The organism is Pseudomonas sp. S2_A05, assembly GCF_054668485.1.
Window position 1 is genome coordinate 2,091,704 of record NZ_CP162775.1, and the last position, 12,785, is coordinate 2,104,488.

General features: G+C 62.9%; 1 pseudogene. It reads right to left on the reverse strand.

Annotated features, from left to right (window positions below):
• Positions 1-182 precede the first annotated feature (182 nt).
• Positions 183-12,671 (reverse strand): annotated as a pseudogene (locus AB4O12_RS09635) (filamentous haemagglutinin family protein).
• Positions 12,672-12,785: the final 114 nt, after the last annotated feature.

Here is a 12,785-nt window from a genome sequence, read left to right on the forward strand (position 1 = left end):
TCCGCTCCGGCCGAATACCGGGCACTCGCGAAAGTGGTCATCAACTCGAATTATTTACTGGTCTATCAGGTGACAGACCACATCAAAATTCTGACCGTGTTGCACGCCCGTAAAAAATATCCATAACCATTCATAAAAAAAGGCGGCCAACCGGCCGCCCAAACGTACTGCACGAGAGTCTTTTACAACGTCAGCTGCCCACGCTCTTCCTCGGTCAGCTGCTGCTTCGCCTGTTCATCCAGCGCCCCGGCACCGAGCACCTGCACCGGGCTGTCCGGGTTATAACCCGTCGCTGGCGCGCGACTGGCACCATCGCGCGTTGGTGCCAGTTGCTCGTTGCCGAAACTGAGCACCTGCACAGTGAACACCGAGGCCTGGTTCTGCCGCGCCGCTGCCTGTTGCTGCCGGGCGACGTCTTCCGCCGCTTGCGTAGCGGAGGATGCCGCCGAACTGGCCGAGGTGATCGCGCCGGTATTCACCGCTGACACCACCGGCACGCCGGTCGCTTTGCCCTGCACCGAAATGTTCGCGGCGTTGACCACCGTCAGCGCGGCGATGTTGACGTTGCCTGACACGCGAATCCCCGCCTCGCCGGCATCGATGGTGCCCAGTGGCGCGATCAGGTCGATGTTGCCCGGTGCCACTTCGGCGATCGGGTTGAGTGTGGCGATACCGGCGCCGGTACTCGGCACCGACGGCGACAGCGTGACGTTGCCCCAGATGTCGTAGACACGTTTTGGCGGCGTGTAGACCACGGTGGTTTTCGAGCCGCGACCGGCGTTGATGTCGCCCTCGGCGGACCAGCCGAGAATCGAGCCGCCGAACGTGGTCATGATCCGGCTCTGGCCGAGCAGAATGCTGCCTTGCGAGTACAGCTGAATGTCGCCCGAGCCTTGGGTGATGATCCCCGCCGTTGACGGTGGCGCCGCGCCTTCGATGCCGAACACCTGACCACCGCCCGGCGTGAGCATCTGGATATCGCCGCCAAACAGCGTCTTGACCCCGGCGCCACCGTACATCGTGATATCGCCGTCGTAACGGATCGGATTGCCGGCGACATCAGTGGTCGGGAACAGCGCCGCAATGGCGTTGCGACCGCGCAGGTAACTGCCAGTGCGTGGGCCATCGGCATCGGTGTATTCCAGGCCACCGGCACGCAATTCGGCGAAGTACACCTGGCGGGCGAAGATCGCCTGTTCGGTACTCGGCAGTGCGGCGAAGAACGCTTGCGCCTGTTCGTCGCCACCCTTGAAGCCATAACCGAGGCTCAGCCAACTCTAGCAGTTCTTCGACGTAGGTCTTGACCACTTTGCCCGGTTGCGCGCTCAGGGCCACCGCTGAATCCGCTACGTTTTGCGGGTTCAGATAACGCGCAATGAACCGTGAGTAATCCGGCCCCTGCGCGCCCGCACCCGCTTGCATCACGATGCTCGCACCGGCGCGCTGATCACCTGCCACGACAGGGCCGAGGCTGGTGATGCTGGCGCGATCTTCCATCAGGATATTGCGCCCGGCATTGACGTCCAGAACACCCGGGCCGGCAATGTCGAAGCTGCTGTAGAGAATGTCTCGCCCGGCCGAAACCCGCGAAATGTCGCGCGCATCGTTATGCACGAACAGATTGCCGGTAGACGCGATCTGTTCGTTATTGCGACCCATGCCCCCAACGGGCGCAAACGTGGGTTGCCCCAAATTGGTACCGGACGCCACGATGTCACGCCCCGCCACCATCCACACCGGGCCTGCCGATTCATACCAGGTGCGCTTCGTGGTCGCGAACGCCAGCGTTTCGCCCGTGCGAATTCCTACCAGGTCACCGGTCAGTGCATAGAAGCGCGCCGGCCCCTGAACACTGCTAGACCCCGAGTAGCTATCGGGACCAAAGGCAAACAGTGGATAGCGCGAATTGGTTTGCGCCAGCACACCATCGCTGCCGGCGTTGGTCGTGATCGGCCGAGCGGACTGGTTGTTGCCGTAGCCATTGAACGCGGGTGCAAACGGTGTGGCGAGCGCCGCTGGGCTGGCCCCTGACTGGTTGATGGCGTAGCCGCCGGCATAGATCGAATCCCCAGCGATCAGTTCAAGCTGCCCCGCGCTGGAAGGTGCCAACAGCAATGACCAGGCCAGAGCCGGCGCGGGGTTGCCTATGCCGTAGGCCGCTGATGGTCCCGCATAAATCGAGCCCTGGCCGGCCACGGCACGCAATATCGAAGGAAAGACGAAGCGGTCATCGGTCGGTGACCCGTTAAGCCCGGCGACGGGGTCCTGCCCGGTGGTTTCCATCAACTGGGTGCTGGGCGTCAGGTTGCCGCCGGCCGAGAACAAATCGATGGCCGTGTGATCGGTCCACAGCGAGAAACCACTCAAACCGCCACCGGCATGGTAAATGCCATCCGCTGTGGTAAACGGTGTGGAGTTCTGCAACCTCACGCGGCCCGGGTCGGCGGCGCCACCCAACACCAGATCGCCGCGGGTGTTGAGGCGCATGCCGGAGTCACCGGGAATCAGCACCAGCCCACCACTGGCATTACTGGCCGTCGAGTTGAACGGGTCGAAGGCGCGCGTTTCCCGTGGGTCATGAAACAGCGCCGAGGCGCCGTACTGCAGATTGATACCGCCCAACGCGGCGCCCGTCAGTTGCGCCGCACCGCGCAGGTTGATGAGCGCGCCCTGCAAGTCGTGCGTCGGCGTGCCGGTACCCGCGAGGCCGGCACGTGCCTGCAGAGACGGATTAAGGACACCGCCCAGACGAATATCCAGGTCTCCGCCACCGGTCAGTTGCAAGTTCCCGTCACTGTCCACGCGGCCCGTACTGCCGACAGCCACGATCAACCCCTGACTGCGAGGGTACGACGCATACCTGTCGTCGCCCATGGTCTTGAGCATGCCAGCATCCCCGCCGGCGCTCAGACTGATGTTGCCGCCGCCCAGCGTACCGAACCCGGTAAAGCCCACCAGATAAGGTCTGGTTTCCTCGCCCAGCGCTGGCAATGGCTGCGCAGCGTAGCTGCCGAAATTGATCCACCAGGCAGTCGGTACATCGTTGTTGCCGGTGCCCTGGCGCCAGAGCCAATTGCCCACCGCCACACTCGGCACCTGCTCCCGCGTACCGTCGCCCGTGAGCGACCGAGCGACGGCCAAGCACGTCACCCGACACAGACCCGCCGGCATTGATCGTCAGGTTACCGCCCATCTGCGGATACCAGGCCTGATAGAGGCTGGCACTGCCGCCATCGACCCATTTTTCGTAATCGCTGCCAGCGCTGCCCAATACCGAGCCATCAGCCGACAGCCTTCCGCGGGGCTGGTTATAACGCGCATCGACGTCTGCAGATTGGGTGCCGGCGGTGTAGACGCCGAAAGGTGAGGCCATGCTGAGGTTACCGGCCGCCATCAAATCCAGGTCGCCGGTGCCAGTACGCAAAACGCTGAACATCTGCGTGTGGGCCTGGGCGCTCTTGCTCGGATTGTTTTCAATGCACAGTGCCGGGTCGATGGAGCACCAGAACAATTCGTCATCGTTCATCGGTGTGTAATCCGGCATGCCCATCCAGTTACCAGGCGCCCACACACTGCGCGCCATGGGCGCGCAAGAACCGGGAGCGATATCACAGAGCACAAGGTATTCCTCGGGAACCGGTTCGTACGGTGTAAAGCCATACTCGTTATCCACCGCCCAGACCAGTTTGCCGGCCACCTCGATCATGCTCACACCATAGTGAGTGTCGGCCATCTGCAAGTTGCCAACGCTGGCCTGAGGTTTCACGCTACGGCTGTCGGCCGCGGTCAGATCGGCCCCTGCCACCATGCGCATCGACCACGACGCACTGCCCGCCGGCAGCATGCTGGCGATCGCCCAGTTTCGACCTTGCTGGTTTCCATTGGCAGGACGCAGGTCGAGGAATACCGTGCCATCGGCGAGCTTCACGTTGGTCATGGAGGGGATCAGCGAACCCCGCAACAGCGCCAACGTTCCGTTCAACACAACACCCACCGTTTTATTGTCGGCATCAACCGCACCCGGCAGCGGCACGCCTTTGGGCCAGAGCAGGGCCTGCAGTGCGGTGGCGTTGTGCAAGCGGATACCTGCACCCAAACGACTGCCGGTCGGCAGGGTCACAGCGTTGTCGAGCAACGTACCGGCGGCATACATCAGGTTACCCGCCGCGTCATGCACATCGCCGGCCAGCACCGTTCCACCCTGTAACACGTAAGGTGCGGCCAAAGTGCTCTGAACCGGCAACACCGTGCCCGCGGCCAGTGTGGCGGCTTGAATCGGCAGGTCGTAATTCAAGGTGGCGCCAACCGGAAAGAGCGTCCCTTCGGCAAGGCTGACACCACTGCCCGGTACGATCAGGTCACCGCCGAAAGGCTGTATCCCCGGCAACAGTTTCCAGCCGGCGTCGTCCACGGTTTCCGGCGGCGGTGCGAAACCGTCGTTGATGCTGCCGTAGATATCGAGGTTGCCACCGGCACGGATCAACAGGCTGCCCGCTTCCCCGCTGCCATACACCGAGGTCCGGCGAGTGTGCAGGTTGAGGCTGGCGTAACGGTAGCCGGACAAGTCGAGATCGCCCTGCACCACCAGATCGCCGTCAGCGGTTTTGCTGACGATTTCCACCCCCGGGCGCAGATGAAACGCATCGGCATAGGTCGCATTGTTGAGGCCGGCCAGTTTGCGTTGTAGCAGATCACTGTTACCCAGCGCCGCATCGATAAAGCCGCTGCTGTCTGAGTGAATGCGATCCAGGTAGGCTTGATCGATCACTTGATACGGGCGACCGCTGGCCGCCGGATCGGTGCCATCGGCAGCATCACTGTAACTTCGCACGGCATTCAGCCCGATGGAGCGGGCACCTTGAATACTCAACGTACCGCTGGCATCCACCGCAATGTCACCGCCGCCCAGGCGCGGTGCATTCAGCTCCAGCGTCCCACGCAACACGTCATCGCGTTGTCCCGCCTGGTTTCCAGGCACGGCATCGGTGCCGTGACGCAGATCAATCCGTACACCAGCGGCCAGCGTCAGCACGCCGTCACCTGAATTGAGTTCAACCATGGCGCGGTTCGGTGCGTCGATGATTTTGCCGTAGCTGTCGACGCGCAGTACGCGGCCATGGGCATCGAGCAGCGCGTTGCCTGTCAGGTTCAAACCGTTTTTGCCGGCAAGGCGAATGCTGCCGACCCGTTCACCACTGGCATCGATCACCCCGTCCACGGTCAGGTTGCCATTGTCCACCGAGACATTGACTTGGCCCGCTTTGAGTTCGTTACCGATACGCAGATTGCCCTGCTTGAACTGGAAGCTTCGATCTGCCCACTACCCCGCCGGCATTCAAGCGCAGGTTAAGGCTGGCAAAGGCCTCGCTCAAATCACCCGCCAGGCGCTGGGCGCGAATGTCCACGCCAGCGGCCTTGTACGGCACCCACGTACCGCCCGCGTCGTAATAGCCACTGCTGCTGCCGACAATCTGCCCTTGCAGATCAACCTGTCCAGCGTCAGTGGCCAGTGGCCACAACGTTCAATTGCCCGGCCTGATTGTTGACGGCGGACAGATCGATTCGCGAGCCCGCCAACTGACGAATATTGCCGTTGGTGCTCTGCAACGACACGTCGCCGCCCCAGCTGTATTTCTGCACATCATTGAACGGCAGAACCCGGCCCGCCATGTCCACCTGCGCGCCGCTGCCAAGCAGCAGATCATCCTCGGCATTGACCAGCAGCTTGCCGCTGGCGAGGACGATGCGACTGTCGAGCACAACACTGCGTGCCGTCAGGCTCAGTTGCGCACCGAGGGCATCAGCGGCAGCCGTTGTGGCGCTACCACTCAGAGTCAGGTTGTTGCCCGCCTTGAGTTCACTGACCGAGGCGGCCTCGCCGGTCAGCAATGGCGTGCGCAGATTGAGATTGCCGCCGCTGTAACTGAACCCCTTGACCGCGTCATAAGCTCCTTGGGATTCGTACACCGCCAGGCTGCCCTTGTGGTTGGCGGTGATGCGCTCGCTGGCGTTGAAGTTGACGTCGGCAAATCCCAGGGCCAGTCGGTTATTGCGATCCAGGCCATTGGGCTGCGGGTTCGGGCCATAACCCAATTCGATCCGCTGCGCCTGAATATCCAGCGTGCCGTGCCCGTTGCCGGCGCCGTCGTTGACCACCGTACCCGGGGCCTGAGTCGCCCCGTTCCAGATCAGATTGCGGGTGCGGATCGTCGCGACATCGGTGGCAGCGCCCGAGCCGTAGATGGCCGGGCTACCCAACACCAGATTCTGCAAACGGCTCTGGCCGGTCTGCGGATCAATGGTGTCGAGGGTCACGCTGCCGAAAAAGTTGAACGCATCGCGGGCCACCAGACTCAGGGTTTCCAGGGCGGGGGCGCCAGATTGCGTGTCGCCCTGCAACAGGCGATCCAGCACGTTCTGGTTAAGCGTCAGGCCCGCGAGTGTGCGGCCGCTGGCTGCGGCCAGTGCTTGCGGACTGCCGGCATTGACCACACCGACCGAAAGCCCGAGTTGGCGAGTGCCAAAGCGCACGCTTTCGCCCAGTTCGAAGTTTTTGTCAGTGGCGGCGATGATGCTGCCGTTGGAGTACAGCAACGCCGCAGCGGTGCAATCGGCCGTCGGACAGTTGCCGATACGAATGCTCCCGCCCCCGCCTTCGGTGGGCGCAAGCACCGGCGTCCAGCCGTTGGACACCACCAGCAGGCTGGAGCGCCCCGGTTCGTAGACGAAACCGGCTGCGGCATCATACGGGACGTTACCTCGCCCCAAGGTATTGACCCCCGCTCCCGCATCGATGGTGATGCCGCCATTGGCGCTGTTACTGCTCAACACAACCTCTGGCGCCGAGAGGATCGCGCCTTCGCGCAGACGAATCGCCGAGGTATTGCCGATCACCTTGATCGAGCCGCCCTCCGAACCGTAATACACGGTTGGGGTGCCACCGATGGTCAAACGTCCGGCATTCAAGCGGTTGAGGGTGTCGGCGTACAGCGATACACCGTCGAACCCTGGCGTTCGCGTATGCCCGGCACCGAGAATTTCAAACTCTGCGCCGGTATAACCGCCCTGAACGACCGCCGTACCAATAACCCCGCCGCTGGCAGGTTTGAACAGCACCTGCCCGTTGAAATCCAGGGCTGAGTCGTGCTCGCCGCCACTGACCATGCGCAGGTGCAGCGTGTTGCCGTCCAGCGGCGTGCGGGCGCGCGGCAGACCGCGGCGGGCAGCATCGTTGAGCACAAATTGGCTGAACCCGGTTTCGTTGTACTGTGAATAGCGCCGCAGCACATCGGCAGACGTCACGATGACCTGGCTGGGCAAACTGTCGCGGATACCGGTGTTGGCAATCGACAGCTGTCCGGCCGTGGTCCACGAGCCATTGCGCAACTTCAACGCACTGTCCATCGGCCCCGCAATCGCTTGACCATTGATTTCGACCCGGAAGGCGCCCGGTAACAAGGCAAAGGTCGATGGCAACAAGGTGTAGGTGCCGGGTGCCAGTCCGGCAACGCCGGTCCCGAGGGTGATCTGCTGGCCGATACGCGGATCGACCGCGCCGGCCTCGGCCAGCATCGGCGCATAGCGGCTCTGGTCACCGGCCACGATTGCATACACGGGGTTATTGGCCAGCCCCGGCAAACTGAAGGTGCCATCGGTGGCATTGCGTACCAGCGGATTGAAACGCGCATCGGTGGAGCCACCTCGTCCGGAGACAAAACCGGCACCGCGCAAATCGCCGCCGCCCGAAAGGTCGATCACCGCCCCGGCCTGCACATTGGTGTATTGCGCATCAAGGATGACCCCGGAGGTCGCTCCGGCAATGCCATTCAACATCACCGACTTACCGTTGTACCGATAGTCGATACCGTCGGTGGTTCCTCCATAGGGCATGACCAGTCCGGCGGCGCTGACTGAAGTCACGCTGCCCGGCAGAAGGTGAAGTTCACGGGTTTTGACAATGACGTCATCACCCAGGGATATCAGCCCCAAAGGCGCACGAATGACGCCGCCCTGCTCGATCTGTCCCGCACTGAGTGTCAGGCTGCCGAACACCGAGTAAGGCAAAGCGGTCGGCGCCGCCCCGTGATTGCCGATACGCAACGTATGCTCCGGCACCGATCCGGCCATACTTTGATAGCCCACTCGCACCTCAGCCGAGACGCCACTGGCCGGGTAGATCTGCGCAGCCCGCATGTGCATGTCACCCGCAGTCCACAGACGGCTGCGCTGCTGTTCATCGGTTGGCGCGAGGAAGCGCAGGTCGCCCTGGCTGTCGAGCGTGACCAGACCAAAGCCACGGCGGCTGACCGCCAGCGCCGGTGCGGCCGATTGCACAAGAGTCCCTTCGGTGCCGAATGAAAGCGAGTTGCCCACGTCCAGCAGGTTCGCGCTGGCGGTGAATTGCGCGCCGGACAACTGCGCTGTCGGATTGCTCATCACCCGCGGACGCACTTTGACTTCCGAGCTCAAATAGGTGCCCAGCCCTGACAGGCGCAGGTAAGGTGCGCTGAGGTTGACCCGGGCGCTGTCACTCGCCGACTCGGCCAATGAAAGAGAACCGGCGAACAGGCTCAGGCCCTGCCCCATATGCAGGTCGACATCGCCGTCGAACGTCATCAGACCGTTGCTCAGCAGACTCACGCTGCCGAAGCCACCGCTCATCAGCTGATCGGCACTCAAGCGTGCACGCCCGTAGCGTAAAGTGGCGAAGCCTCACCCGCTCGCAGCGGCTGCGGCAGTGCCGGCGCGGACCCTTGGCCAATGATCATTTCACGTGGCACGCGCACCGCATTGCTCAAGTTCGCGGGACCGTACGCCGGTGTATCCAGAGCGATCTCCAGACGCCCGCCCGCCGCACCTGCACCGCCAGCACTGGCCTGCAGACTGCCCTCGATGAACAGACCATTGTAGGAACTCAGGGTGATCCGTCCGCCATCGGTGGCCACACGAGCGGGGCCTTGCCCACCGCTATCGAGCACGGCTTGCGCACCGGACGCTTCCAGTCGCGCACCTTGGCGGATGATGACGTAAGCATCGGCAGCGGTCGCCGTGATTTTCTTCACATCAATCTCGCCACCGACAATGATCGAGCCACCCTTGCCAACCTGGCCGTAGACGCGGCCCAGCGCATCGACAGCGGTCGCTGCCCGACCGGCGACATCGATCAAGGCATGTTCACCGATCCAGATCGAACGGTTGTGCGGGGTCGGATCGGCCTCTTGCAAGGACGTCGCCACATCAATCGCGCCGAACTGCTGTTGACGGATATCGACAATACCGCCCCAGGCGTTGAGTTCACCATCAAGCGTGATCTGGCCTGCCCCGCGCAAACCGATGCGCTGGCCGGGATCGACACTGATCCGTGAGCCTTCGCCAATCGACAACGGACTGCTGGCGGGATCAATCAAGCCAGCAAGCGTCGCGCCGGCCTGCAATGCGACAGAAGCGCCGGCCCTTTGCGTCAAGACGCCCTTGAGCGGGTCTTCCTGAAATAACGCGGGAGTCCATAGCTCCAGCGCAGCGCGCGGCGACAAACCGGACACAATGGTCGAGGCGGATTCGCCAAATCGATAGACCGGCATCTGCACATCGATCGCGCTTTGCGCGGCGACCTCCAGCTCCTTCAGACCGATGATGTTGTAGGCGCTGAACCCCGTGCGGAACAGCTCCGGCGTCAGGCGCAGGGTCTGGTCTTCGGACACTTCGCCGGAAGCGCCGATCCGCACCTTGCTGGCCTGCACGGTCAAGGTGCCGCCGCCGTTCACGCCATAGCCCTGCACCTCGCCATCGAGCACCATGCGCGACAGGCCTGGCGCACTGTTGGCGCTGGATTCAAGCGTCACGTCGCCACCCTTGCCGCCACGCATCTTGCCGTTGGCCAATACCGCACCGCCCGACGAAACATCGACCAGACTGCCACTGGCCAGCAGAATGTCGCCGGTACTGCGGATCGACACCGTCCCGCCATTGAGGTACGCCAGGCCGCCCGCGTCGTCCGGGTTACTCGACAGGTTGCGCCACAGACCGCGTGTCTGCAGCTGCACACCCTGCGCAACCGTCACTCGCGCTTGCTTGCCTGCTGAAACCTGGAGACTGGTGTCATCACGCCGATCGGTGGCGAGCTGGTTCAAAACGTTGCCCAATTGCAGGCTGCCGCCTTGCGCAATCAGATCGGCATTGACCTGCACGTCAGGGCTGAACAGGGTGATGTTGCCACCGTGATCCACGGTCACATCTTCATTGACTTCAATCGTGTTTTTTGCCGAGATCTTCAGCGCGCCCAGCGCGAAACCATTGAGCAGCCCGGCATCGAGGAACAGTTTGCCTGCGCGTTCTGCCGCGACCGCGTCGGTCAGCCCTGCGTTCGCTACGCTGGCATGCGCGCCCCCCACTTGCACCTGATCGAGCAACGGGTCGAGTTGATAGAGCAGGCCTGCACTGGCAGCGACATAAGCAGCATCGTAACTGCCAACCACCAACTGCCCTCGCCGCGCCCGGGCGGTCTGGGTCTGGGCATAGCCGTCCAGACCTGCCCGCGGTGCCTGGATTTGCCGTTCGCCCTGAAATACCTCACCCAACAGCTGGCCTTCCAGCACGGCGTTGCCCGTGGCGATCACCAACTGGCCGGCATCCCGGCCAACGGTGTAACCCGCTTCCTGACGACGCGCCGGCGCGATCAGCGGGCTATAGAAATAATCCGTCTGGCCCCAGCGCTCGCTGTGACTTTCGTAACCTTTGTAAAGACCGTTGTAGAGAATATCGCCCGGCGCACGCGACACTTCGTATAAGCGCCCGTCCGCACCGCGCAGCCAGCTCTGGCGAATCTCGCCGCCCTGCACATCAAGCGTGCCGCCGGACACATTGATCAGCGAACCTTTTTCGCTGATCACGTCCTTTCCGGAAAACCGCACCTCACCGCCCTGCGCCATCCATTCACCAACGCCATGGCCCTGAGTGCCGAGGTATCCGCCGACCTCCAACAACCCACCGGCGGTGTACCAGCGGTCGGTGGCGTAACCGTTGGTGCCCGCCGGCACGAATACCAGCTCACGGACATCGACCCAGATGTCGTTACTGTTGAGCGCGCCGCTCTCGCGATTGACCGGCGCATCACGCTGCTCGTTGCCCTGGACGTTGATCTTGATGTTGTTGTTTGCCATCGCCACTTTGACGCCGAGGGCGCCGGACACGTCGATCACCGCCCCCTCGCGCAATAGACTGCGCTGTCCGGCGGCAACTGCCACCTGCCCACCGGTGGCAAGGGTGATCGAGCCGCTTTTGAATTCGACGGTGCCGCCGCTGCCGATGTCGATACGTGACTGATCGCTGCGGATCCGGTTGTTGGCGTTGACGCCGGTCAGCGCCGCATCGCGCTGGCTGTCCAGGGCCGTGAGATCACTGCTGTCGAGCAGAATCGCACTGACGCCATTTTCGCCCAGGGTCACACGGCCTTGGGCATCGCTGGCCGGATTGAGCAGATGCACGGTGCCGCGCGTCGCCACCGAAGTGCTCGCCAGCAGCACACCGTTTTGCACAACGTCGCGGCCGGTCAGGGTGATGTCGCCGGTGGATGCCTGGATCAGGCCGGTGTTGCTGACTTTGCCCGAGCTGTCAGACTTGAAACCGGGAATGACCTCACTGCCGAAAGTGGTTGAATAACCATTGCCGTCGGTGCCCGAACCCTTGCGGATATAGAAACGGTCCCCCGCACCCAGCACCGTCTGACCCTTGGCCGTACTGATCGAGCCGTCGTTCTGCACGTCCTGGCCGAGCAGCAAGGTATAGCCGCCGGCGTCGGTGGAGAGCGCAGGTTGATGCGTTTGCATGGCTGCGCCACGCTCCACCAGGACTTTGCCAGCAGCGTCGGTAAAGGTTGGCTGACTGCCGGTGCTGTCGAAATACAGACCCCGATCGCGAAATTGTGCATCGGTCATGTTCGCGGCTGCCGCTACCAGATTTCGCACATTGACCTGGCTGCCACCGCTGAAGACGATGCCGTTGCGGTTGATCAGCATCACCGTGCCGTCCGCTTTGATCTGCCCCTGAATCTGGCTGGCCCGTGCGCTCGGATCGTTGACGCGATTGAGCACCGCCCAGTTGGCCTGCTGGGCAAATTCAACTGTGGTATTGCGGCCGACGTTGAACGTTTCCCAATTGAGAATCGCCTTGTCGGCGGTCTGCTCGATCTTCACCGTGGTCTTGCCGTCGGCCTGGGTTTGTTGCGGGCCTTTGGCGTTCATCCAGCCCTGGCTCAGGCTGTTATCGACCTTCAGGCCGCCCTCGCCCAATCCGTCCGGAACCACTTGCACACTGCCCAATGCGGCGGCACGTCCAGCGGCTTGTGCGGCCTGCTGAGCGGCAATCGCTGCAACGGTGTTATTGAGTGTCTGCAAAGAGCGCTGCAACTGCTGGCTGGCCCGTTGCTGCTGTGCCAGCGGTGGGGTCATCCCCGGCAGACCGCTCCCACCCGGACGCGACGCCGAAGCCTGCTGCGCCGCGCCCTTCGCGGCAAACCAGGTGGAACTGAACGCTGTCGCCGCCTCGGCACTGCCCGCCACCAGACACAAGGCGACAGCTTGCGCCAATGGCTTGAGCAGCCACTGTGCGGGATCGCCCGCGCCACGTTTGATCGGCCGGATACGGTTACTGTGACGGGAGGTGCGAGCAAGCATCACTACAGGTCCTTTTGGGTGGCAGGTCGGATCAGCCCTGCTGTTACGACATAGGCAGTTGGCGAGCCTCACGACCGAACGGATGTCACACAAACTTCATGTTCGAGGAGTAAA